Genomic DNA, 22,714 nt, shown 5'->3' with positions numbered 1-22,714 from the left:
CAGGGGTAGCCCATCACGTTTGTGATGCGGGCATCAGAACGCGCTGATGGGGATCGATCTTCCTTGTTATCGCAGGACCCCGGGGCTAGGCTTTGCCCCGGTTTGCAGCGTTTGAACAGGGTGGGTGGGATGACGATTCGAGTGTATCTGGTGGACGACCACGCGCTGGTGCGGACCGGTATGAAGATGATCCTGTCCAACGAGACGGACATCGAGGTGGTGGGCGAGGCCGAATCCGGGGAAGACGCATTGCCCGCGATCCGCCTGCTGCGGCCCGACGTGGTGCTGTGCGACCTGCACCTGCCCGGCGTGAGCGGAATGGAAGTGACCGAGCGCGTGGTGCGTGGCGACCACGGGACCCGCGTGGTGATCGTCTCGGTGCTGGAAGACGGTCCCATGCCCAAGCGCCTGCTAGAAGCCGGCGCGTCCGGCTACATCGGCAAGGCCTGCGATGCCCAGGAGCTGCTGCGTGCAGTACGCGACGCCGCGCTCGGCCGGCGTTACCTGGGAAGCAGCATCGCCCAGAACATGGCCCTGTCCAACGTGGAAGGCACCCAGTCGCCGTTCGACAGCCTGTCCCCGCGCGAGCTCGAAGTGGCCCTCCTGCTCACCCAGGGCCTGCGCCAGGAAGACATCGCCAAGCGCCTGAGCCTGAGCGCGAAGACCGTCAACACGCACAAGGCGCGCCTGTTCGAGAAGATGGGCATCCATGACAACATCGCTTTGGCCCGGATGGCGAGCCAGTACGGCCTGGTGGATCCCGCCCGGCCGATGTGAGCGCCGCCTCGCCGCAGAAAAAATGCCCGGCATCGCCGGGCATTTTTCCTTCAGTGCGAGCGCACCCGTGCCACGATCTTCGCCGCACCGGCCGCGCTTTCGCGCACCTTGTCCCACTCGCCGTTTTCGATCCAGTTGCCCGGCACCATCCACGAACCGCCGATGCAGACCACGTTCTTCTGCTCCAGGTACTCGGCCGCCGTCGTTTCCGTGATCCCGCCGGTCGGGCACAACTTCAGGTCCGGGATCGGACCGGCCAGGCCCTTGATCATCGCCAGCCCGCCCACTGCCGACGCCGGGAACAGCTTGCAGACCCGGAAGCCCCTCGCATACAGCGCCAGCAGCTCGGTCGGTGACGCCGCACCCGGCACCACCGGCAACGGCGCAGCCGCCAGTGCATCGGCCATGAAGGCCGGCGTGCCCGGCGTCACCAGGAAGTCCGCGCCCGCATCGATCGCCTGCTGCATCTGCTCGACCGTCAGCACCGTGCCTGCACCCACCACCACGTCCGGCAGCTCGCGCTTGAGCATCGCCAGTGCTTCCATCGCCACCGGCGTGCGCAGGGTCAGCTCGATCGCCGGCAGCCCGCCTTCCAGCAGCGCCGCGCTGACCGCGCGCGCCTGGTCCAGGGTGTGCACGGTGACGACCGGCAGGATGCCGGCGGCATGGAGGAGGGATTCAGCGCGTTTTTGATGTTCGGCGATGGTCATATGGAAGCCCTTGCGTGGTTCGAAACAAGTGATGGCAGTGTTTGATGCCTGCCGGAGGTTGTGGTGCCACCAGAGATCCCGAGGGCCGACCAACGGTCGGCGCTACCAGTGGCATGCATTTGAGTGAGGCGCCGCACTGTGTGGTGAGGACGCGGTGGGGGTCCGCGTAGGGACCGTAGAAAACATGGATGTTTTCTACGAGCCTACAAGGACGTATTCACGGCGTGTCCCGTAGCGGACCCCCATCGCGGCCTCACATCAGGCGATACCCACCGCTGCCTTTGCTGTTCGCTTCAGGCGTCCTTGGCCTCGTGCGGCGCCAGCGCGGCGGCCGCGTCGTGGCCCAGTTCGTACTCGGCGTCGTAATTCCACATGTCGCCGTCGTCAGCCGCCGGGCCGCACGAGATCGAGATCGCGCCCTGGTCGGCCGGACCGACCAGGCGGCGGTTCATCGCGAACAGGTTGCGGCCCAGGTCGTGCGCCGCCGGTGCCGTGTTCGGCGCCAGCTCGCGCGCCGCCCACTCGGCCGCATCCACCAGCACCTCCAGCGTGCCCGCCTCGCCGTCCAGGCGGATGATGTCGCCTTCGCGTACCCGCGCCAGCGGACCACCGCGCGACGCCTCCGGCGTCATGTGGATCGCCGCCGGGAACTTACCCGACGCGCCCGACAGCCGACCGTCGGTCACCAGCGCCACCCGCCGGCCCTGGTTCTGCAACAGCCCCAGCAGCGGCGCCAGCGAATGCAGCTCCGGCATCCCGTTCGCACGCGGTCCCTGGTAACGCACCACCGCCACGAAATCCTGCGGCAGCAGGCCCGCCGCATGCAGCTTGTTCAGCACCTGCGGCGCATCCACAACCACCGCCGGCGCCTCGATCGTCCGGTACTGCGGCTTCACCGCCGACAGCTTGATCAACGAACGACCCAGGTTGCCGCGCAGCAGCCGCAACCCGCCCTGCGACTCGAACGGCTCCGCCACCCCGCGTACCACCTCGCGGTCCGCGCTTTCCGTGATGCCCTCGACCCAGCTCAGCCCGCCCTCGCGCAGCGTCGGGTCCTGCGTGTACTGGCGCATGCCGCCCTCGGCCACCGTCACCAGGTCCGCGTGCATCAGCCCCGCATCCATCAGCTCGCGGAACACGAACGCCGTGCCACCCGCCGCCGCGAAACGGTTCACGTCCGCCTCGCCGTTCGGGTACACCCGCGCCAGCAGCGGCACTAGCTGCGACAGCTGGTCCATGTCGTCCCAGGTCAGCACGATGCCCGCCGCCCGCGCCACCGCGATCCAGTGGATCGTATGGTTGGTCGAACCGCCCGTGGCCATCAACGTGACCACCGCATTGACGATCGCACGCTCGTCGATCAACCGCCCCAGCGGACGGAAATCGTCGCCCAGTGCACAGATCTCCAGCGCGCGCGCCGCCGCATGCCGGGTCAGCGCATCGCGCAGGGGTGTATCCGGATTCACGAACGACGCGCCCGGCAGCTGCACCCCCATCGCCTCCAGCAGCGTCTGGTTGGAGTTCGCCGTCCCGTAGAACGTGCACGTGCCCGCCCCGTGGTACGACGCCGATTCCGCCTCCAGCAGCTCCTCGCGCGTCGCCTGGCCGGCCGCGTAACGCTCACGTACCTCGGCCTTCTGCTTGTTCGGAATGCCCGGCGTCATCGGACCGGCCGGCAGGAAGATCGCCGGCAGGTGGCCGAAGGCCAGCGCACCGATCAACAGCCCCGGCACGATCTTGTCGCACACGCCCAGGTAGACCGTGCTGTCGAACATGTCATGGCTGAGCCCGATCGCCGTCGACTGCGCGATCACATCGCGCGAGAACAGCGACAGCTCCATCCCGCCACGCCCCTGCGTGACCCCGTCACACATCGCCGGCACGCCGCCGGCCACCTGCGCCGTCGCACCCAGCGATCGTGCCGTTTCGCGCAGGATCTCCGGGTAGTGCTCGAACGGCTGGTGCGCCGACAGCATGTCGTTGTAAGCCGTGATGATGCCCAGGTTCGGCGTCACCCCGCCGCGCAGGCGGCTCTTGTCGGTGGGACCGCACGCAGCGAACCCGTGCGCCAGGTTGCCGCAGCTCAGCCGCGAACGGAACGGACCATCGCGCAGCGCGGCATCGATACCGGCCAGGTACGCGGCGCGCGAAGCAGCGCTGCGTCGGACGATGCGTTCGGTGATGGCATGGAGTGTGGGGTGCAGGCTCATTGGCTACCGGCTATGAGAAGGCGAAGGAAAAGGTCGGGCATGTACTCAGTCGCACCAGTGGATGCGCAGTTTGGGGCCGGCCAGGTCGATCGCGTTGAGGATGGGATACAGCTGTGCGTTGTTGCTTTCCAGTGCCTGCTTGAGCACTTCCAGCTTCTGCTTGCCACGCAGCAGCAACAGGCGCCGTTGGCAGCGGCGCAGGCCGTGCGGGGTCAGGGTGATGCGCAGCGGCCACTGGTTGGCGCCCGGGCAGCCGGTGGCGTCCAGCGCGGCGTAGGGAAGGGTGCTTTCCAGCGCCCGTGCCAGGTCGCGCGAGCCCGGGAACAGCGACGCGGTGTGGCCGTCGTTGCCCATGCCCAGCACTGCGAGACTGGGCGCGCGGGCCTGCCTGGCCTGAAGGTTGGCGTCGTGCACGCATTCGGGCAGCGGCTTGCCGACCCACAAAATCGGTTCGAAATGCGCGCCTTCGGCACGCTTGAGCAGGTGCTGGCGCACCAGCCACGCGTTGCTGTCGCTGTCCTTCGGCGACAACCAGCGCTCGTCGACCAGGCTTACCTCGACCCGGTCCCACTGCACGTCCAGCTCCGCCAGCGCCCGGTACACCTCCGCAGGCGTATTGCCCCCGGACAGCAGCAGGCGTGCGCGGCCGTCGGTCGCAATATCGTCGTTGAGGTTCCGCGCCATCTCGGCAGCGACAGTCTCGATCCATGCATCGGCATCGCCATGCCGGATCAGGGTGAAGCGGTCGGCGTTTTCCAGAGCATTCATGCGGTGCCTCCTGGCAGGTCGCGTTCGAGATCGGCGGCATAGGCTGCCGCGCCCAGCAGCCCGGCGTGCGGGTGCATCACGGCCAGCGACGGGACCCGCGCCATGATCGAAGAGAAGCGCCCCTTGTGCTCGAAGCGCTGGCGGAAGCCGGAGTGCTGCAGCGAATCGAGCATCTTCGGCACCAGTCCGCCGGTCAGGAACACGCCGTCCCAGGCCCCTTGGACCAGCACCAGGTCGCCGGCGATCGCACCGAACACCGCGCAGAACACGTCCACCGTGCGCATCGCCTGCGGGTCGCCGTGCAGCGCCCGCGCGGTCACGTCCACCGGCTGCAGCTGGCCCGGATCGACACCGGCCATCTCGCACACCGCGCGATGGATGTTGACCAGGCCCGGGCCGCAGATCAGGCGTTCGTTGGAGACCCGGCCGAACTGCTCGGACAGGATTTCCAGGATGCGGATTTCCTCCGGCGTGCCCGGCGGGAAGCTGACATGGCCGCCTTCGGTTTCCAGCGGGTAGCAGCGGCCGTGGCGCAGGATCAGCCCGCCCACGCCGAGTCCGGTACCCGGCCCGATCACCGCATAGTTGCGCGGCTGCCCGGGTTGGCCCGGCACCCATGCCGCGCCACCGACCTGGACCACGTCCTGCGGCTGCAGCAGCGAGATCGCCATCGCCTGCGCAGCGAAGTCATTGATCAGGTGCAGCTCATCGAAGCCGAGCATGTGCGCGGTGCGCATCCGCGAGATCACCCACGGATGGTTGGTGATGCGCGCTTCATCGCCATCGACGCGGCCGGCCACGGCGAACACGCCGCGGAGCGCTTCGGCACCGATCTGTTCCAGGTAATGGCGCGCCGCATCGCCCAGTGATGGGAAATCGGCGACCACGAATTCACGGATGCTGTCCTTCAACAGCGGCGCGGCCAGGCTGGTGTCGGCGAGCGCGAAGCGGGCGTTGGTACCGCCGATGTCGGCGACCAGCGCCGGTTGGGTCGACACCGTCATGCCGGATCCCTGCGGCTGGCCTGCGCATCCACGTCGGCGGGCAGGAAGCCGAACGCCTGTTCCGGGCCCCATTCGCCGGCCGGGTAGGGCTGCAGCGGCAGCTGCGCGTCCTTCCATGCCTCGCTGACGCTGTCGATCCAGGCCCAGGCAGCGCGCACTTCATCGTCGCGCACGAACAGCGCGTGGTTGCCGTTGAAGGCATCCAGGAACAGGCGTTCGTAGGCGATGCGGCGGTGCAGGCCGGTCGGCACGGAAAGTTCCAGTTCCAGCGGATGCAGTTCCAGCGCGCCCCATTCCGGACCGGCCAGGCTGCTCATCAGGCCCAGCTCGATGTTTTCCTGCGGCTGCAGCTGGAAGGTGATGCGGTTCGGAGTGGCATTGCTGCGGTCGGGGCGCTCGAACAGCCAGTGCGTGACCGGCTTGAGCGTGACCACCACGCGGCTGGTGCGCTCGGCCAGGCGCTTGCCGGTGACCAGGTGGAACGGCACTCCGGACCAGCGCCAGTTGTCGATGTGCGCGGTGACCCCGACGAAGGTTTCCACGTCGCTGCCTTCCGGCGGCTGGTAGGCCTGGGCCGGCTGGCCGTTGATGGTGCCGGCGGTGTAACGGCCGCGCACGCTGTCGCGTGCGGCGTGCCTCGCGTCCAGCGGTCGCAGCGCGCGCAGCACCTTGACCTTTTCATCGCGCACGCGGTCGGCTTCCAGCGACGCCGGCGGTTCCATCGCCACCAGGCACAACAGCTGCAGGATGTGGCTCTGGACCATGTCGCGCAGCGCGCCGGAACGTGCGTAGTACGCATCGCGCCCGTCCACGCCTTCGCTCTCGGCGACCAGGATGTGCACCGACTCGATGTAGTTGCGGTTCCACACCGCCTCCAGCAGCGTGTTGCCGAAGCGCAGCGCGATCAGGTTCTGCACCGCCGCCTTGCCCAGGTAATGGTCCAGGCGGAACACGCGGTCTTCGTCGATCCACTGGCCGATGGTGGCCAGGATGTGGTCTGCGCTCTCGCTGTCGCTGCCGATCGGCTTCTCCAGCATCAGCCGGTGCGGCGCTGCCAGCGCCCCGCCCAGGGCCAGCCCTTCGCAGGTGGAGATGTACAGGCCCGGCGGAATGGCCAGGTAGCTCACGCAGTTGCCGTGCACCAGGTCGCGTACCGAGTCGGCCACCGACTGCGCGTCGCGCAGGTCCACCGACCGGTAGTCGATGCGCTCCAGCAGCGACTGGATGTCCTCCAGGCTGGCACTCGGCATGGCCTGCTGAAGGCGCGGGCGCAGGATGTCGCGGAACGCGGCGGTGTCATGCGCGGAAAGCGCCAGCGCACGGATCTTGAAGTTTTCCGGCAGGAGGCCGTCGCCCAGCAGGCGCAACAACGAGGGGAACAGGTAGCGCTGGGCGAGGTCGCCGGTGGCGCCGAACAGGAAGAGGGTGTCGTGCATCGCTCGAGTTTCAGATCCGGGTGACATCGTTGTCAATCGCTTCTCGTCTATGTTCTCGGGGGTCCAGCGGGTCGCGTTGTCCAGTTGCTGCTTCGCAACATGAACAGGCGCGTACCCGCTCATCATGGGGCATGTCAGCGACGAATCGGGAGAATGTGGCGCCCGCGATACGACGTGGTCATGACCGACCATTGGATACTGCCACGTGAAAACGTTTACATGGCAGAATGAGCAGACTGTATTCGATTGCAGTGGTCGCCGTCATGCGGCACCACGCCATCGAGCTGCCATCGGGAGGGCCGAAGGCAGTTCCGCACAACAGCCCGGCAGCGGGCGGACTGGAATGGGTGACATGGCAAAAGTGCAGTTGCAGGGCGTACGCAAGGTCTACGACAACGGCCAGGTGGCCGTCCAGGGCGCGACCTTCGAAGTGGCCGATGGGGAATTGATGGTGCTGGTGGGGCCGTCGGGGTGCGGCAAGTCGACGCTGCTGCGCATGGTGGCCGGGCTGGAGGAAATCAGTGGCGGCACGCTGAGCATCGGCGACCGCGTGGTCAATGACGTGGCACCCAAGGACCGCGACATCGCCATGGTGTTCCAGAGCTACGCGCTCTACCCGCACATGACCGTGGCCGAGAACCTGGCCTTCGGGCTGAAGCTGCGAGGGCACGACAAGGCGACCATCGCCAAGCGTGTCAACGAAGCGGCGCAGACCCTGGGCCTGACCGACATGCTGGACAAGCTGCCCAAGGCGATGTCCGGTGGCCAGCGCCAGCGCGTGGCACTGGGCCGGGCGCTGGTGCGCGAACCGGCGGTGTTCCTGCTCGACGAGCCGCTCTCCAACCTTGATGCCAAGCTCCGCCATAGTGTGCGCACCGAGATCGCACAGCTGCACCGCAAGCTTGGCACCACGATGATCTACGTGACCCACGACCAGGTCGAGGCGATGACCCTGGGCCAGCGGATCGTGGTGCTCAAGGACGGGGTGATCCAGCAGATCGACACCCCGATGGCGCTCTACGACCGCCCGGCCAACCTGTTCGTGGCCGGGTTCCTCGGCAGTCCGGCGATGAACGTGCTGCGCGGCACCCTGCAGCAGGGCGCGGCGGGCGTGGCCGTGCAGGACGGCGCGCTGCATGCGCCGCTGGGCGCGGCGACGGTCGACCCGGCCTGGATCGGGCGGACCCTGGCGGTGGGCGTGCGCCCGGAACACCTGCAGCCGGCGGCGGCTGGCGATGCGACCGCGTTCGAGGCGGTGATCGATGGGATCGAGCCGGTGGGCAACGAGATTTTCGTCAACATGACCCATGGAGGCCAGGCGTTGGTCATGCGCGTGGCGCCGCAGGCGTTGCCGGCGGTGGGCGACACGATGCGCGTCGCGATCCAACCGCAGGGGCTGCATTTCTTCGATGCGGACAGCGGCGAACGGTTGAACCGGGACGCGTGAGGCCCGGTCACGACCAACGGTCGTGACCTACCGGCAAACCGCCCGAAAAGGGTGGAACGCGCCGGGACACCACAGGTAGGTCACGACCGTTGGTCGTGACCCGCCGGGACACCACAGGTAGGTCACGACCGTTGGTCGTGACCCGCCGAGACACCAGAGGTAGGTCACGACCGTTGGTCGTGACCCGCTCTCTCACCGGGCCAGGCCGTCCAGCAACGGGACCGGGTGGGCTTCAACGCCGTTGATGGTCAACGCGCCTTCAGGCATTTCCAGCGGCAGCACCGCCAACGCCAGGTCGCCGGCCACGCTGGCGACCGTGCCGGTGTCGGTACCGTCCAGCTGCACCTTGGCCCCGCCTGCAACACCTTCGGCCGACCGCAACAGCTGCAGCGCCCGCTTGGCCTTACCCAGGAAATGCGTGCGCGCCACGATTTCCTGGCCGGGGTAGCAGCCCTTCTTCACGCTGTACCCGTTCAACCGGTCCAACCCCAGCTGCTGTGGGGTCCACTGCTCGCGCTGGTCCGGGTCCAGGCGCGGCAGTCCATAGCGCAGGTCGGACTGGCGCCAGGCCAGTTCGAAGGCGGGATCAGGCATGCCCGCATCGGCCGGCATCGGGCCGATCTTCAGGGTGCGGGGCAGGGCATCGCTGCCCAGGTCCAGCTCCATCACCTCGCCGTGCTGCGCAATCGCCGCCTGGCTGGCCGCTTCCGGTGCGGTGAAGCTGCCGGCGGCGACAAGGTCGTTGCGCACCTCGATCTTCACCTTGCGACGGAACACAAAGCGCTGCAACTGCGACGCAATCGCATCGGCGTCGCCATCCGCAAGCACCAGCATTACGTGCTCGGCGTCCACCTTCAACAGCTGAAACACAGACAGGGTGCGGCCCTTGGCGCTCAACCAGGCGCTCCACTGCCAGTGCCGCAGGGGCAGGGCGGTGACATCGCTGGAGAACTGGGCGTGGGCGAACAGCACCGCTTCGGTGCCACGCAGACTGAGCAGCGCGTGACCGGAAAGGCGCGGAAAACCGATGAAATCCATGGGCAGGTTGTCAGGCACGTGAACGGGGTCTAAAATTTGTGCGTTGCGAGACCACCCATGATAGGCCAAACAACCCCCACTCCAGATTCCGAACCTGAAGCCCCGCTGGTGCCGGAGGAGCAGACGCTCGTCCCGACGCCGGAGGTGCCCGTGGAAATCGGCGGCCGCGGCGGACTTGATCCGGTGCGGTATGGAGACTGGGAGAAAAACGGACGCTGCATCGATTTCTGATCAGCATTGAGCCAACGCGGCATTGTGCCGCCCAGCCGAGACAACGAGCCCAGCGAATGGCCGCCAGAGAACGTCCCCTTTCCCCGCACCTCCAGGTGTATCGCTGGCAGATCCAGATGGCCACCTCGATCCTGCATCGAGCCACCGGCATCTTTCTGTCTGTTGGAGCCCTGATCATTGCTGGCGGCCTGCTCGCCCTGATGATGGGTCCTGAATCCTGGAACTGCTTCACCGGCCACGCCGGCAGCTGGTACGGCAAGCTCTTCCTGTTCGCATGGACGTGGTCGTTCGCCTACCACCTGTGCAACGGCATCCGCCACATCGTGCAGGACTTCGCGATCGGCTTCAGCATCCCGGCGTTCGTGCGCAGCAGCTGGATGTCGGTCATCGCCAGCCTGGTGATCACCGCGCTGGTCTGGGCCTACGTCTTCCTCGGAGCCGCCGCATGAACAAGTTCCGTACCCCGCTGAAGAACGTGCGCGGCCTGGGCGCCGCCAAGACCGGCACCGAACACTTCGTGCTGCAGCGCCTGACCGCCACCGCGCTGGTGCCGCTGACGATCTGGTTCCTGGTCTTCGTTTTGAGCCTGCTCAACGCCGATTACCTGACCGCCGCCGATGCCGTCTCCAAGCCTTGGAACGCCATCCTGCTGGTCGGCTTCCTGGTGGCCATGTTCTGGCACGCCCAGATCGGCCTGCAGGTCGTGCTGGAAGACTATATCCACAACTCGCTGCTGGCCCTGGCGCTGCAGACCACGGTGAAGTTCATCGCCGTGCTCGGCGCGATCGTCAGTGTTTTTGCGGTCGCCCGCATTGCGCTCGGCGTTGCCTGAGTCCAGGCACCAAGACAGGAATCCAGAGTAGATGTCCGCTTACAAGATTACCGAACACAAGTACGACATGGTCGTGGTGGGCGCCGGCGGTGCTGGTCTGCGCGCCACCTTCGGCCTTGCCGCCAAGGGCCTGCAGACGGTCTGCCTGACCAAGGTCTTCCCGACCCGTTCGCACACCGTCGCCGCGCAGGGCGGCATCTCCGCCGCGCTCGGCAACATGGGCGAAGACGACTGGCGCTACCACTTCTACGACACCATCAAGGGCTCGGACTGGCTGGGCGACCAGGATGCCATCGAGTACATGTGCCGCGAAGCCATTCCGGCCATCATCGAGCTGGAACACTACGGCGTGCCGTTCAGCCGCACCGAAGAGGGCAAGATCTACCAGCGCCCGTTCGGTGGCATGACCACCAAGTATGGCGAAGGCCCGGCGGCACAGCGTACCTGCGCGGCGGCCGACCGTACCGGCCACGCCATGCTGCACACCCTGTACCAGCAGTCGCTGAAGCACGATGCGCGCTTCATGATCGAGTACTTCGCGCTGGACCTGATCTTCGATGATGAAGGTGCCTGCCGCGGCGTGCTCGCGCTGGACATGTCCGACGGCTCGCTGCACCTGTTCCGCGCCCAGGGCGTGGTGCTGGCCACCGGCGGCTACGGCCGTGCCTACTTCAGCGCCACCTCGGCGCACACCTGCACCGGCGACGGTGGCGGCCTGGCCATGCGCGCCGGCATCGCCATGCAGGACATGGAGTTCGTGCAGTTCCACCCGACCGGCATCTATGGCGCCGGCTGCCTGATCACCGAGGGTGTCCGCGGTGAAGGCGGCATCCTGCGCAACAGCAACGGCGAGCGCTTCATGGAGCGCTACGCACCGCATTACAAGGACCTGGCCTCGCGCGACGTGGTGGCCCGTTCGATGACCATCGAGATCCGCGAAGGCCGCGGCGTCGGCGAGCACAAGGACCACATCCTGCTCGACCTGACCCACCTCGGCCCGGGCGTGATCGACGAGAAGCTGCCGGGCATCGCCGAAAGCGCCCGCATCTTCGCCGGCGTCGACGTGCACAAGCAGCCGATCCCGGTCATCCCGACCGTGCACTACAACATGGGCGGCATCCCGACCAACTTCCACGGTGAAGTGGTGCGCAAGGTCGGCGACAACAACGATGCCGTGGTCCCGGGCCTGTACGCGATCGGCGAAGCCGCCTGCGTGTCGGTGCACGGTGCCAACCGCCTGGGCTCCAACTCGCTGCTCGACCTGGTGGTGTTCGGCCGTGCGGTGGCCAACCGTTGCGCCGAGACGATCAAGCCGGGTGCATCGCACAAGCCGCTGGCCGCCGACGCCTGCGACAAGGCCCTGGGCCTGCTGGACAAGCTGCGTTACGCCGACGGCGATACCCCGACCTCGGTCATCCGCGACAACATGCAGCGCACCATGCAGGCCGACGCCGCGGTGTTCCGTACCAGCGAAACGCTGAAGGAAGGCTGCGCGAAGATGGCGCAGGTGTTCGATTCGTTCCAGGACGTGAAGGTCAGCGACCGTTCGCTGGTGTGGAACTCGGACCTGATCGAAACCTACGAGCTGAACAACCTGCTGCTGAACGCGGTGGCGACCATCAACTCGGCCGAACAGCGCAAGGAAAGCCGTGGTGCGCACGCGCACGAGGATTATCCGGATCGCGACGACGTCAACTGGCACAAGCACACCCTGGTCAGCGTCGACGACAAGGGCAAGTGCAGCTTCGATTACCGTCCGGTGCACATGTACACGCTGACCGACGAGGTTGCCGTGGTGCCGCCGAAGCCGCGCGTGTACTGATCGCGACCCCCGCCTACCATGCAATCCGCGCCTTGAGGGCGCGGGCCGCCTGAGCCAACGAGAGCAGCCATGGCCGAGTTTTCCCTGCCAAAGAATTCCAAGATCACGAAGGGCAAGCACTTCCCCGCCAAGAGCGGTGGCAAGAACCTGCGCACCTTCAAGGTCTACCGCTGGAGTCCCGACGACGACAGCAATCCGCGCACCGATACGTACGAGATCGACCTGGACGCCTGCGGCCCGATGGTCCTGGACGCGCTGATCAAGATCAAGAACGAGATCGACCCGACGTTGACCTTCCGCCGCTCGTGCCGCGAAGGCATCTGCGGTTCGTGCGCGATGAACATCGACGGCACCAACACGCTGGCCTGCACCCGCGCCATTGCCGACTGCGGCAAGGCCGAAGTGCCGATCTATCCGCTGCCGCACATGAGCGTGATCAAGGACCTGGTGCCGGACCTGACCCATTTCTACGCCCAGTACGCGTCGATCAAGCCGTGGATCCGCACCCAGACCCCGGCACCGCCGGACCGCGAGCGCCTGCAGTCGCCGGACGACCGCAAGAAGCTCGACGGGCTGTACGAGTGCATCCTGTGCGCGTGCTGCTCGACCAGCTGCCCGAGCTACTGGTGGAATGGCGAGCGTTACCTGGGCCCGGCGATCCTGCTGCAGGCCTACCGCTGGATCATCGACTCGCGCGATGAAGACACCGGTGCGCGCCTGGATGACCTGGAAGACCCGTTCAAGCTGTACCGCTGCCACACCATCATGAACTGCGCCCGCACCTGCCCGAAGGGCCTGAACCCGGCGCTTGCGATCGCCGAGATCAAGAAGCTGATGATGGCGCGCCGCGCCTGATGAAGGCCAGTGACACGCATGGCGTGTCACTACGGTGGATTGACCCGCGTAGGGACATGCCATGCGTGTCCCAGGCGGAAATCGTTGGAACCGTAGAGCCACGCCCTGCGTGGCTTTGCCATATGTGGGAACCCGAAATGGACGAAGCCACCCTCCTCAAGAAGCTCCGCTGGCGCTGCCGCCGCGGCATGCGCGAGCTGGACCAGTTGTTCGAGCGTTATCTCGACCGCCAATGGCCCACTGCGCCTACCGACGAGCGCGAGATTTTCCTGCGCCTGCTCGACTGCGAAGACGATAAGTTGTGGCGCTGGTTCATGGGTTACGAGGAATGCCCCGATGCCCAGCTCCGCGATCTCATCGCCCGGATCCGCGCCCTGCCGGCTTGAGTGGCGCCCCTCGCGCTGGCAGCTTGCCGCGCACCTGCTGTTCGCCGCGCTGATGCCGTGGGTGGCGTTTGCCAGCGCGCTGCCCGCGCCGGCCCGTTGGCCGCTGGGCCTGCTGGCTGCCGCGACTGCGGCAGGGCAGGGCTGGCAGTACGCCCGCCGCCGGCCCCTGGCCATCATCATCCCCGCCATGGACAGCCCCGCCTGCGTCGACGGGCAGCCGGTGGACGCGCTGACCCTGCACGACCGCGGCCCGCTGCTGCAGCTGTGCTGGCGCGTCGGCGGGCGCCGCCAGGCCTGCCTGTTCTGGCCCGATGCGCTGCCGGCACCGCAGCGACGCGCGCTCCGGTTGGCGATCCGGGCCCGTCCCATTTCCCGTTCACGTCCGTGATGGCACCATAGCCTGAATTGTCCGGCGTACCTGCATGTTCAAACCCATACCCGTTTCCATCGGCCTGCGTTACCTCCGGGCCAAGCGTCGCAACGGCTTCATCTCCTTCATTTCCATGGCTTCGATCCTCGGCATCGCGCTGGGGGTGACTGTGCTGATCACCACGCTGGCGGTGATGAGCGGCTTCCAGAAGGAAATCCGCGACCGCCTGCTGCAGATGACCGCGCACACCACGGTCACCACCGATGGCGCGCCGATGTCCGACTGGCAGCGCACCATCGACGTGGCCCACAAGGACCCGCGCGTGGCCGGCGCCGCGCCGTACATCGAGATCCAGGCGATGCTCAGCGGCCCGCGCGTGCAGGGCGCGATCGTGCAGGGCATCGACCCGGCGCTGGAGCCGGCGGTGTCGGTGATCAACACCAAGGTGAAGAAGGGCAGTTTCGACAGCCTCACCGAAGGCAGCTACAACCTGCTGGTGGGCCAGGAACTGGCGCTGTGGCTGGGCGTGGATGTCGGTGACACCGTGCTGGTGACCCTGGCCGAAGTGCAGGGCACGCCGGTCGGCGCGATGCCGCGGCTGAAGCGCTTCACCGTCAGCGGCATCTTCGAGGCCGGCTACAACGAGATCGACCGTGGCGTGGCCTACGCCAACATGGCCGACCTGGAACGCGTGCTGCGCATGGACGGGGTGACCGGCGTGCGCCTGAAGCTGCACGACATGGACAAGGCGTTCGACGTCGGCTACGACCTGGCGCACTCGCTGGGCGGCGCGTACCGGGTCAGCGACTGGACCCGCCAGAACGCCAACCTGTACCACTCGCTGCGCATGGAGAAGGTGGTGATGGGCATCCTGCTCTCGCTGATCATCGCCATGGGTGCGTTCAACCTGGTGTCCTCGCAGGTCATGCTGGTCACCGACAAGCAGGCCGACATCGCGATCCTGCGCACGCTTGGCCTGACCCCCGGCGGGGTCATGCAGGTGTTCATGGTGCAGGGCTCGCTGATCGGCATCTTCGGCACCGTGCTCGGCGTGGTCGGCGGCATCACCCTGACCTTGAACCTGGAGCGCATCCTCGGCGCGATCGAGACCGTGTTCAACGTCAAGCTGCTGCCCGAAGACGTCTATTACATCACCGGCCTGCCCACCGACATGCAGACCCCGGACATCGTCATCATCACCGTGGTCGCGCTGGTCATGAGCTTCCTCGCCACCCTGTACCCCGCGTGGCGCGCTGCCCGCACCCAGCCGGCCGAGGCCCTGCGTTATGAATGAGCCGATCAACCGCGGCGACGAAGTGATCCGTGCCCAGGGGCTGGCCAAGACCTATGCCGAAGGGCGCATGCAGACCCCGGTGTTCAACGGGCTGGACCTGAGCGTGGCTGCCGGCGAGACCGTGGCCATCATCGGCGCGTCCGGCGCCGGCAAGAGCACGCTGCTGCACCTGCTGGGCGGGCTGGATACGCCCACCGCCGGCGAAGTGTTCGTGGCCGGCAACCAGATGTCGGCGCTGTCCGATGGGCAGCGGGGCCGCCTGCGCAACCGTGCGTTGGGCTTCGTGTACCAGTTCCACCACCTGTTGCCCGAGTTCACCGCGCTGGAAAACGTGATGATGCCGGTGCTGCTGGGCGGTGACGCGGTTGCAGACGCCCGCGGCCGCGCGCAGGCGCTGCTGGAATCGGTGGGCCTGGGCCACCGGCTGGAACACAAGCCGGGCGAACTGTCCGGTGGCGAGCGGCAACGTGCTGCCGTGGCGCGCGCGCTGGTCAACCGTCCGGCCTGCGTGCTCGGCGACGAGCCGACCGGCAACCTCGACGACAAGACCGCCGCGACCGTGTTCGAGCTGATGCTGGAGCTCAACCGTGCGCACCATACGAGCCTGGTGCTGGTCACCCACGACCGCAGCCTGGCGCGCAAGCTGGACCGCGTGCTCGAACTGCGCGAAGGCCGCCTGCACGCGCTGTCCCACGACCAGGTCTGAGCTGGCGGCTGAACGGGTGGCGGGGCGGGGCTGCGGCCGCGCCCCGGCCGGTGCATGATCGGCGTGTCGACCTGGAGGTGCCATGAAACGCCTGATCGCCTTGATTGCCGTGGGGGTGCTGCTGGCCGGCTGTGCCACCGGCCGCCTGACCAGCGAAGAACGCCTGGAGCTGTATCGCGCCCACGCCGGCCCGCCGCAGAATGCGATGCGCTACTTCGGCTCGCTCAATGGCTGGGCCGAGCTCGGCGACAGCGCGTTGGCGGTATGGACGCGTCCCAGCGAGGCGTATCTGCTGGAGCTGCGGGGCCCTTGCTACGGGTTGAGCTATGCGACCGCGATCGGGCTGACCAGCCGGATTGGCCAGGTCTCGGCGCGCTTCGACAAGGTGCTGATCCGAGACCCCAACCAGGGCCCCACCGTACCGTGCTTCATCGGCAGCATCCGCCCGCTGGACGTCAAGGCACTGCGCGCCTCGGAAAAAGAGTTGCGCCAGGCACAGGTGCAGGAGCGGGAAGGGACCGACGGTTGAACGGGTCCTGCTCCGGTTGATCCGGGTCACGATCGGCCCGTAACGGTTCGTAGTGCCGGCCTCTGGCCGGCAATCGCGCGGTGACGGGTGTGCATGGGCCGGCCAACGGCCGGCGCTACCGGGTTACGCCTCCGGGGTGAATCCCGCCGGGGCTTCGGCGCCACCGCCGAACAGGTACTTCTCCAGCTCTTCTTCGAGGAACGCGCGATGCTTGGGGTCGCGCGGCGACAGCCGGTTTTCGTTGATCAGCATGGTCTGGTGGGCCAGCCACTTGGACCAGGCGCTCTTGCCGATGCCGTTGAAGATGCGCTGGCCCAGCTCGCCGGGATAGGGCACGAAGTCGAGCCCTTCGGTGTCGCGTTGTTCGTACTGGCAGAAAACGGTGCGGGGCATGGGCTACTCGATGGTTTTCGGGGGCGTTGCAGCGCGTAGTTTACGGCGCGCGACGGGGACGGGCGGGGCGCTGCCGGTATCCAGCAGCTTGCGGATCGGGGCGGGCAGGCCAAGTGCAGGCAGGTCCGCGGCGGCGACCCATCGCAGCGCGGGAGCGTCACCCCGCAGGCCATCGACCCGCCGCGACAGGATCTGCAGGTGCAGGCGATAGTGGCTGAAGGTGTGCTGCAGCACCGGCAGCTCCTCGGCATCTTCCAGCGAACCGAGCACATGCGCATCGAACCAGTCCTGCAGCGCGGTGCCGCTGTCGGCCTGCGGCAGCGTCCACAGCTGCGCCCAGATGCCGGTGTCAGGCCGCTTCTGCAGCAGTACCCGACCCTGCGCATCGCGCAGCAGCAGCGCCACCGCCTCGCGTTCGGGCAGGACCTTGCTGGGCTTCGGCGTGGGCAGCTGGTCGCTGCGGCCTTCGCGGCGCGCCACGCAGTCGTCCTGCAGCGGGCAGATCACGCAGGCCGGCCTGGCGCGGGTGCACACCGTGGCGCCGAGGTCCATCTGCGCCTGCGTGTAATCGGCCAAGCGCTGGTCCGGCACATGCTCCACGTGCAGCTGCGCCAGCGCCCACAGCACTTTTTCCACCGCAGGCAGGCCCGGAAAGCCTTCGATGCCGTGGTAGCGGGTGAGCACGCGCTTGACGTTGCCGTCCAGGATCGCGAAACGGTCGTTCCACGCCTGGCTGAGGATCGCCCCGGCGGTGCTGCGACCGATCCCCGGCAGCGCATGCAGTGCATCGAAATCGCGTGGCAGCTCGCCGCCGTGCTGGTCCACGCAGCGCTGCGCGGCGGCATGCAGGTTGCGGGCACGGGCGTAGTAGCCGAGCCCGGCCCACTGCGCCATCACCTGGTCATTGCTGGCCGCGGCCAGGTCGGACAGGGTCGGAAACACCGCCAGGAACTTCAGGAAGTACGGAACGACCGTGGCGACCTGGGTCTGCTGCAGCATGATTTCCGACAACCACACCCGGTACGGCGTGCGCGGATGCTGCCAGGGCAGGTCATGCCGGCCATGGCCGTCGAACCACGGCAGCAGCCGGCCGACGAACGCGTCGGCGATGGCGGGCGACATCAACCGCCCAGCGCTTCCGGCAGCAACGCATCCACGAACGCTTCCGGATCAAAGACGCGCAGGTCTTCCGGGCGCTCGCCGATACCGGCAAAACGGATCGGGATGCCGAATTCCCGGGCCAGCGCGAACACCACGCCGCCCTTGGCGGTGCCGTCCAGCTTGGTCACCACCAGGCCGGTGACATTCACCGCGGCATGGAACTGGCGCAGCTGGGACAGCGCGTTCTGGCCGGTGGTGCCGTCGATGACCATCAACACTTCGTGCGGTGCGCTTTCATCGATCTTGCCGAGCACGCGGCGGATCTTGCCGAGCTCGTTCATCAGGCCGCCCTGGGTGTGCAGGCGACCGGCGGTGTCGGCGATGAGGACGTCGGTACCGCGGGCCTTGCCGGCCTGCAGGGCGTCGAACGCCACCGAGGCGGCGTCGGCATTCTGGCCCTGCGCGACCACGGCGACGCCGTTGCGCTCGCCCCAGGCCTGCAGCTGGGCCACGGCAGCGGCGCGGAAGGTGTCGCCAGCGGCCAGCATCAGGCTGTGGCCGTCGTCCTTGAAGCGCTTGGCCAGCTTGCCGATGGTGGTGGTCTTGCCGACCCCGTTGACGCCGACGGTGAGGATCACGAAGGGCTTCGCCGTGCGGTCGATGTGCAGCGGTTTGGCGACCGGCTGCAGGATCGCGATCAGCTCGGCACGCAGTGCTTTCAGCAGCGCCGGGGCGTCGGCGAATTCGCGTGCCTTCATGCGCCTGCGCAGGCCTTCCACCAGCGCGGTGGTGGCGCCGACGCCGACATCGGCGGTGATCAGTGCGGTTTCCAGCTCATCCAGCAGGTCGTCGTCGAGCTTGGGATTGCGCGAGAACAAGCCGCCGAAGCTGCGCGCGATGACGCTGTTGCGCAGGCGGTCGCGCCAACCGGTCTTGCCGGGCGCGGCGGGCGCCGCCTCGTCGAAGGCGGCCGGGGAGGCCAGCGGCTGCACGGCTTCCTGCACGATGTCGGTGGCGACCACGACCGGGGCCGGCGGATAGAGCGGGGCGGGCGCGGCCTGGACGGCCTCGATGCGGGGCGCATCGGCCGGGGTCGGCGGCAGGCTCACGGGGGCGGTGGCGTCGAAGGCGGGCGTTGCCACCGGAGCCGCCACCGGAGCTACCGGTGCTTCTACGGGCGCGGGCTCGACGGCGGGCGCGGCGGGTGGTACGACCGGTGCGGCCTCGGCGGCGGCGGACGGGAACGCGGCGGCCAGTTCCTCAGCGGTGTAGTGCTGGGTCTTGGGCGCGTCCTGCGGGGCGTCCTGGGGCTTTTTGCGGCGGAAGAAACTGAGCATGGGATTCGGCGCTGAAATCAGGGGGATATGCTACCACCCGGGCCTGTATGGCCCGCGTGGAGCGGCGGGCGGGGCGCGGTGTTGCCGGCGCCTGCGCACGACCAACGGTCGTGCGCTACCCCGGACGAAAGGGCGGGTACCGACCCAGGGTCAGGCACGCCGCGGCTGACCGGTAGGTACCGACCGTTGGTCGGTACGCCGCAGATCACCGGTAGGTACCGACCGTTGGTCGGTACGCCGCTCAGGCCGACAATTCCAGCAACAACTTGTTCAACCGGCGCACATACCCCGCCGGATCCTTCAGCGTGTCGCCGGCCGCCAGCGCGGCCTGGTCGAACAGGACCCGGCTGAGGTCGGCGAACCGGCCGGTATCAGCTTCCTGGTCCAGCTTGCCGATCAGAGGGTGGCCGGGATTGAACTCGAACACCGGCTTGCTGTCCGGCACCTTCTGGCCGCTGGCTTCCAGGATCTGGCGCATCTGCAGGCCCAGGTCCTGCTCGCCGATGGCCAGGATCGCCGGCGAATCGGTCAGCCGGTGCGACACGCGGACGTCGGCCACGTCATCGCCCAGCGCGGTCTTGAGCCGGTCGACCAGGCCCTGCTTGTCCTTGGCCGCCGCTTCCTGCGCCTGCTTGTCCTCGGCGCTTTCCAGCGCGCCCAGGTCGAGGTCGCCGCGGGCGACATCGACGAACGACTTGCCCTCGAACTCGGTCAAGTAGCCCATGAGCCACTCGTCGATGCGGTCGGTGAGCAGCAGCACTTCGATGCCCTTCTTGCGGAACACTTCCAGGTGCGGGCTGTCCTTGACCTGGGTGTGGCTGTCGCCGGTCAGGAAGTAGATCTTGTCCTGGCCTTCGACCATGCGGCCGAGGTAATCGGCCAGCGACACGCTCTGATCGCCGCTGGCGTCATGGGTCGAGGCGAAGCGCAGCAGGCCGGCGATCTTCTCGCGGTTGTTGAAGTCTTCGGCGGGGCCTTCCTTGAGTACCTGGCCGAACTGCTTCCAGAACCCGGCGTAGACCTCGGGCTTGTCGCTGGCCAGCTTCTCCAGCATGTCCAGACAGCGCCTGGTCAGCGCCGACTTCATCGAGTCGATCACCGGACCGGACTGCAGGATCTCGCGGGACACGTTCAGCGACAGGTCGTTGGAATCGACCACGCCCTTGATGAAGCGAAGGTACAGCGGCAGGAACTGCTCGGCCTGGTCCATCACGAACACGCGCTGCACGTACAGCTTCAGGCCCTTCGGTGCGTCGCGGTGGTACAGGTCGAACGGCGCATGGGCCGGCACGTACAGCAGCGAGGTGTATTCCAGCTTGCCCTCGACCTTGTTGTGGCTCCAGGCCAGCGGATCCTGGTGGTCGTGCGCGGCGTGCTTGTAGAACTCCTGGTATTCGGCGTCGCTGATCTCGCTGCGTGGCCGCGTCCACAGCGCGCTGGCACGGTTCACCGTTTCCCATTCGACCTCGGCCGGGGCGTCGTCGCCGTGGTGTTCCTTGGCCATCTGGATCGGCAGGCCGATGTGGTCGGAGTACTTCTTGATGATGCCGCGCAGGCGCCAGGCATCGGCGAAGTCCTGCTGGTCGTCCTTCAGGTGCAGCACGATGCGGGTGCCCCGTTCGGGCTTGTCGATGGTGTCCACCTCGAACTCGCCTTCGCCGCGCGAGGACCAGTGCACGCCCTCGCTGGCCGGCAGGCCGGCACGGCGCGAGTACACATCGACCTGGTCGGCGACGATGAACGCGCTGTAGAAGCCGACGCCGAACTGGCCGATCAGCTGCGAATCCTTCTTCTGGTCGCCGGAAAGCTGGCGCAGGAAATCGCCGGTGCCGGACTTGGCGATGGTGCCCAGGTGGGCGATGGCCTCGTCGCGGCTCATGCCGATGCCGTTGTCGTCGATGGTCACCGTGCGCGCCTGCGGGTCGACGCTGACCTGGATGCGCAGTTCACCGCCGTTCTCCAGCAATCCCGGCTGGGTCAGCGCTTCGAAGCGCAGCTTGTCCGAAGCGTCGGCGGCGTTGGAGATCAGCTCGCGAAGGAAGATTTCCTTGTTGGAGTACAGCGAGTGGATCATCAGCTGCAGCAGCTGCTTCACTTCGGTCTGGAAGCCCAGGGTTTCTTTTCGGGTCTGCTCGGTCATCGGTGGAGTGCTCCTTGGACGGTGCCGCGCCCGGCGCGGCGGCTGGCTCAAGGGGTAGGGGTGCAGGACCCGGTTTTCAAGGTTCCCCCATGTAGAGCCACGCCCTGCGTGGCTGGAACGCTGTCCGAAAGCAGCCACGCAGGGCGTGGCTCTACAATGCAGGGATGAAACCTCGTACCTCTCCTGCGGCCGCCATCGGCCAGGTCCGCATCATCGGCGGCAAATGGCGCAATACGAAATTGCCGGTGCCGCTGGCACCAGGCCTGCGGCCCAGCAGCGACCGGGTCCGCGAGACCCTGTTCAACTGGCTGATGCCATGGCTGGGCGGGGCCCGGGTGCTGGACCTGTTCGCCGGCAGCGGCGCGTTGGGCCTGGAGGCGATATCGCGCGGCGCCGCCCAGGCCACCCTGGTCGAGCGCGACGCCGCGCTGGCCCGGCAGCTGCGCGAATCGGTGGCGAAGCTGGGCGCCCAGGGCCAGGTCGAGGTGGTCCAGGCCGACGCGCTGCACTGGCTGGCGCAGCGCCCATCGGGGCTGGCCGACATCGTCTTCATCGACCCGCCGTTCGGCGATGGCCTGTGGGACGCGGCCCTGGCCGGGCTCGGCCCGCACCTGGCGGCCGATGCCTGGCTGTACCTGGAATCGCCCGCCGGCCAGACCCTGCGCCTGCCCCCGGGCTGGCTGCTGCACCGCGAGGGGGGCACCCGGGAGGTCGGCTTTGCCCTGTACCGCCGCGCCGCTGCTACACTTTCACCAGATCAGAACGCGTAGCTTCCGCATGACCGTAGCCAACCGCCGCATCGCCGTATACCCGGGCACCTTCGATCCGATCACCAATGGTCACATCGACCTGGTGAACCGGGCCGCGCCGTTGTTCGAGAAGCTGGTGGTCGGCGTGGCGCAGAGCCCGTCCAAGGGGCCTTCGCTGCCGCTGGAGCTGCGCGTCTCACTGGCCCGTGATGCGCTGGCCCACCACCGCAACGTGGAAGTGCGCGGTTTCGATACCCTGCTGGCGCATTTCGTGCGCTCCGAGCAGGGCGGGGTACTGCTGCGCGGCCTGCGCGCGGTGTCAGATTTCGAATACGAATTCCAGATGGCGAGCATGAACCGCCACCTGATCCCGGAGGTCGAGACCCTGTTCCTGACCCCGGCCGAGCAGCACAGCTTCATTTCGTCCTCGCTGGTCCGCGAGATCGCCCGTCTTGGCGGTGACGTGTCCGGTTTCGTGCCGGCCTCGGTCCTCGAGGCGCTGCGCAAGGTCCGCGAAGCGAAGTCGGGCCCGTCGTAACCCCAAGATCCACACAATACCTAGAATCACCAAGAGGGAGA

At 67.5% G+C, this 22,714-nt stretch carries 24 protein-coding genes; 14 read left to right on the top strand and 10 right to left on the bottom strand.

Going from position 1 to position 22,714, the window contains the following annotated elements; genetic code table 11:
- Window positions 1–129 precede the first annotated feature (129 nt).
- A complete protein-coding gene (locus tag FSZ13_RS03175; RefSeq protein ID WP_145477972.1) occupies window positions 130–777 on the top strand; it encodes a response regulator in 648 nt (215 codons plus the stop codon).
- A gap of 50 nt (window positions 778–827) precedes the next feature.
- Here FSZ13_RS03175 and FSZ13_RS03170 read toward each other — a convergent pair whose 3' ends face one another.
- The 5 genes from FSZ13_RS03170 to zwf form a co-directional block, all read right to left on the bottom strand.
- Window positions 828–1,487: a bifunctional 4-hydroxy-2-oxoglutarate aldolase/2-dehydro-3-deoxy-phosphogluconate aldolase gene (locus tag FSZ13_RS03170; protein WP_145477971.1), complete on the bottom strand. Its 660-nt coding sequence runs from the start codon at window positions 1,485–1,487 to the stop codon at window positions 828–830.
- A gap of 293 nt (window positions 1,488–1,780) precedes the next feature.
- Window positions 1,781–3,697: a phosphogluconate dehydratase gene (gene edd, locus FSZ13_RS03165; RefSeq protein WP_145477970.1), complete on the bottom strand. Its 1,917-nt coding sequence runs from the start codon at window positions 3,695–3,697 to the stop codon at window positions 1,781–1,783.
- Between the two features lie 45 nt (window positions 3,698–3,742).
- On the bottom strand, window positions 3,743–4,465 hold the full coding sequence (pgl, locus tag FSZ13_RS03160) for a 6-phosphogluconolactonase (RefSeq protein WP_145477969.1): 723 nt from the start codon (window positions 4,463–4,465) through the stop codon (window positions 3,743–3,745).
- A complete protein-coding gene (gene glk, locus FSZ13_RS03155; RefSeq protein WP_145477968.1) occupies window positions 4,462–5,469 on the bottom strand; it encodes a glucokinase in 1,008 nt (335 codons plus the stop codon). Before glk ends, pgl begins: the two co-directional genes overlap by 4 nt.
- A complete protein-coding gene (zwf, locus tag FSZ13_RS03150) occupies window positions 5,466–6,905 on the bottom strand; it encodes a glucose-6-phosphate dehydrogenase (RefSeq protein ID WP_145477967.1) in 1,440 nt (479 codons plus the stop codon). The genes glk and zwf overlap by 4 nt, the downstream gene beginning before the upstream one ends.
- A gap of 352 nt (window positions 6,906–7,257) precedes the next feature.
- Between zwf and FSZ13_RS03145 the strand changes: the two genes are divergently transcribed.
- The gene (locus FSZ13_RS03145) at window positions 7,258–8,352 is read left to right on the top strand and encodes an ABC transporter ATP-binding protein (protein WP_145477966.1); all 1,095 of its coding nucleotides are present in this window, start codon (window positions 7,258–7,260) and stop codon (window positions 8,350–8,352) included.
- A 192-nt stretch (window positions 8,353–8,544) separates the two neighbouring features.
- On the opposite strand, the gene FSZ13_RS03140 is transcribed toward FSZ13_RS03145, so the two are convergent.
- The gene (locus tag FSZ13_RS03140) at window positions 8,545–9,408 is read right to left on the bottom strand and encodes a YgfZ/GcvT domain-containing protein (protein ID WP_145477965.1); all 864 of its coding nucleotides are present in this window, start codon (window positions 9,406–9,408) and stop codon (window positions 8,545–8,547) included.
- A 39-nt stretch (window positions 9,409–9,447) separates the two neighbouring features.
- Here FSZ13_RS03140 and FSZ13_RS03135 point away from each other — a divergent pair, with 39 nt between their 5' ends.
- The 10 genes from FSZ13_RS03135 to FSZ13_RS03090 all read left to right on the top strand — a co-directional run bounded on the left by FSZ13_RS03135 (window position 9,448) and on the right by FSZ13_RS03090 (window position 16,415).
- Window positions 9,448–9,621, top strand: coding sequence for a DUF1674 domain-containing protein (locus tag FSZ13_RS03135; protein WP_145477964.1), 174 nt, complete (start codon window positions 9,448–9,450; stop codon window positions 9,619–9,621).
- Window positions 9,622–9,677: 56 nt separating this feature from the next.
- Window positions 9,678–10,070, top strand: a complete 393-nt coding sequence (gene sdhC, locus FSZ13_RS03130) for a succinate dehydrogenase, cytochrome b556 subunit (protein ID WP_145477963.1) — start codon at window positions 9,678–9,680, stop codon at window positions 10,068–10,070.
- The gene (gene sdhD, locus FSZ13_RS03125) at window positions 10,067–10,453 is read left to right on the top strand and encodes a succinate dehydrogenase, hydrophobic membrane anchor protein (RefSeq protein WP_145477962.1); all 387 of its coding nucleotides are present in this window, start codon (window positions 10,067–10,069) and stop codon (window positions 10,451–10,453) included. The genes sdhC and sdhD overlap by 4 nt, the downstream gene beginning before the upstream one ends.
- Before the next feature lie 31 nt (window positions 10,454–10,484).
- On the top strand, window positions 10,485–12,275 hold the full coding sequence (gene sdhA, locus FSZ13_RS03120; protein ID WP_145477961.1) for a succinate dehydrogenase flavoprotein subunit: 1,791 nt from the start codon (window positions 10,485–10,487) through the stop codon (window positions 12,273–12,275).
- Window positions 12,276–12,344: 69 nt separating this feature from the next.
- On the top strand, window positions 12,345–13,130 hold the full coding sequence (locus FSZ13_RS03115; protein WP_145477960.1) for a succinate dehydrogenase iron-sulfur subunit: 786 nt from the start codon (window positions 12,345–12,347) through the stop codon (window positions 13,128–13,130).
- 137 nt (window positions 13,131–13,267) lie between these two features.
- Window positions 13,268–13,516 carry a succinate dehydrogenase assembly factor 2 gene (locus tag FSZ13_RS03110; RefSeq protein ID WP_145477959.1) on the top strand — a complete coding sequence of 83 codons (249 nt, stop codon included), beginning with the start codon at window positions 13,268–13,270 and terminating at the stop codon, window positions 13,514–13,516.
- The gene (locus tag FSZ13_RS03105) at window positions 13,467–13,904 is read left to right on the top strand and encodes a hypothetical protein (protein WP_145477958.1); all 438 of its coding nucleotides are present in this window, start codon (window positions 13,467–13,469) and stop codon (window positions 13,902–13,904) included. The genes FSZ13_RS03110 and FSZ13_RS03105 overlap by 50 nt, the downstream gene beginning before the upstream one ends.
- Window positions 13,905–13,938: 34 nt before the next feature.
- Window positions 13,939–15,180, top strand: coding sequence for a lipoprotein-releasing ABC transporter permease subunit (locus FSZ13_RS03100; RefSeq protein ID WP_145477957.1), 1,242 nt, complete (start codon window positions 13,939–13,941; stop codon window positions 15,178–15,180).
- A complete protein-coding gene (lolD, locus tag FSZ13_RS03095; protein ID WP_145477956.1) occupies window positions 15,173–15,886 on the top strand; it encodes a lipoprotein-releasing ABC transporter ATP-binding protein LolD in 714 nt (237 codons plus the stop codon). Before FSZ13_RS03100 ends, lolD begins: the two co-directional genes overlap by 8 nt.
- 82 nt (window positions 15,887–15,968) lie before the next feature.
- Window positions 15,969–16,415 (top strand): DUF6491 family protein, encoded by a 447-nt coding sequence (locus tag FSZ13_RS03090; RefSeq protein WP_145477955.1) that lies wholly within the window; start codon window positions 15,969–15,971, stop codon window positions 16,413–16,415.
- A 123-nt stretch (window positions 16,416–16,538) separates the two neighbouring features.
- Here FSZ13_RS03090 and FSZ13_RS03085 read toward each other — a convergent pair whose 3' ends face one another.
- The 4 genes from FSZ13_RS03085 to htpG form a co-directional block, all read right to left on the bottom strand.
- Window positions 16,539–16,808: an oxidative damage protection protein gene (locus tag FSZ13_RS03085; RefSeq protein ID WP_145477954.1), complete on the bottom strand. Its 270-nt coding sequence runs from the start codon at window positions 16,806–16,808 to the stop codon at window positions 16,539–16,541.
- A 3-nt stretch (window positions 16,809–16,811) separates the two neighbouring features.
- The gene (gene mutY / locus FSZ13_RS03080; RefSeq protein ID WP_145477953.1) at window positions 16,812–17,930 is read right to left on the bottom strand and encodes an A/G-specific adenine glycosylase; all 1,119 of its coding nucleotides are present in this window, start codon (window positions 17,928–17,930) and stop codon (window positions 16,812–16,814) included.
- Entirely contained in the window at window positions 17,930–19,246 is a 1,317-nt protein-coding gene (gene ftsY, locus FSZ13_RS03075) for a signal recognition particle-docking protein FtsY (protein WP_145477952.1), read from the bottom strand. The genes mutY and ftsY overlap by 1 nt, the downstream gene beginning before the upstream one ends.
- 241 nt (window positions 19,247–19,487) lie before the next feature.
- Entirely contained in the window at window positions 19,488–21,386 is a 1,899-nt protein-coding gene (gene htpG, locus FSZ13_RS03070; RefSeq protein ID WP_145477951.1) for a molecular chaperone HtpG, read from the bottom strand.
- Window positions 21,387–21,550: 164 nt separating this feature from the next.
- Here htpG and rsmD point away from each other — a divergent pair, with 164 nt between their 5' ends.
- Both rsmD and coaD read left to right on the top strand, forming a co-directional pair.
- Window positions 21,551–22,156 (top strand): 16S rRNA (guanine(966)-N(2))-methyltransferase RsmD, encoded by a 606-nt coding sequence (gene rsmD / locus FSZ13_RS03065; protein ID WP_145477950.1) that lies wholly within the window; start codon window positions 21,551–21,553, stop codon window positions 22,154–22,156.
- 7 nt (window positions 22,157–22,163) lie between these two features.
- Window positions 22,164–22,673, top strand: coding sequence for a pantetheine-phosphate adenylyltransferase (coaD, locus tag FSZ13_RS03060; RefSeq protein ID WP_070209086.1), 510 nt, complete (start codon window positions 22,164–22,166; stop codon window positions 22,671–22,673).
- Window positions 22,674–22,714: the final 41 nt, after the last annotated feature.

Origin of the sequence: Stenotrophomonas rhizophila, assembly GCF_007667275.1 — a bacterium.
GTDB lineage: Bacteria > Pseudomonadota > Gammaproteobacteria > Xanthomonadales > Xanthomonadaceae > Stenotrophomonas > Stenotrophomonas maltophilia_AE.
This window is presented reverse-complemented; position numbering and strand designations above follow the sequence as displayed.